Genomic DNA, 214 nt, shown 5'->3' with positions numbered 1-214 from the left:
GAAGCATGCCATCCATAGGAATAAGACCTGTCGCCCAGTTTTTATTACTTTTTGGAATTCGTGTAAATCCCGCGCGTGAGTTATCCATGTGCAGCGGCTGTAATATATTTTTTTCGATTTAATCATTCCAGCTCATACCAGATACACGTGCAACCACTTCGCCAGCAGTAACAGACATTAAGTTTTTATAAGCATACTTGCTGCGAAATCTGCT

At 41.1% G+C, this 214-nt stretch carries 1 pseudogene; it reads right to left on the bottom strand.

Features of this window, described 5'->3' with window-relative positions:
• Window positions 1-214: pseudogene (locus V6260_RS19215) on the bottom strand (serine hydrolase); the annotation flags it as partial.

The organism is Pseudoalteromonas aliena, assembly GCF_038155085.1.
GTDB classification, from domain to species: Bacteria; Pseudomonadota; Gammaproteobacteria; order Enterobacterales; family Alteromonadaceae; genus Pseudoalteromonas; species Pseudoalteromonas aliena_A.
Note: the sequence above shows the minus strand (reverse complement) of the source record. Positions and strands in the feature narration are given on the sequence as shown.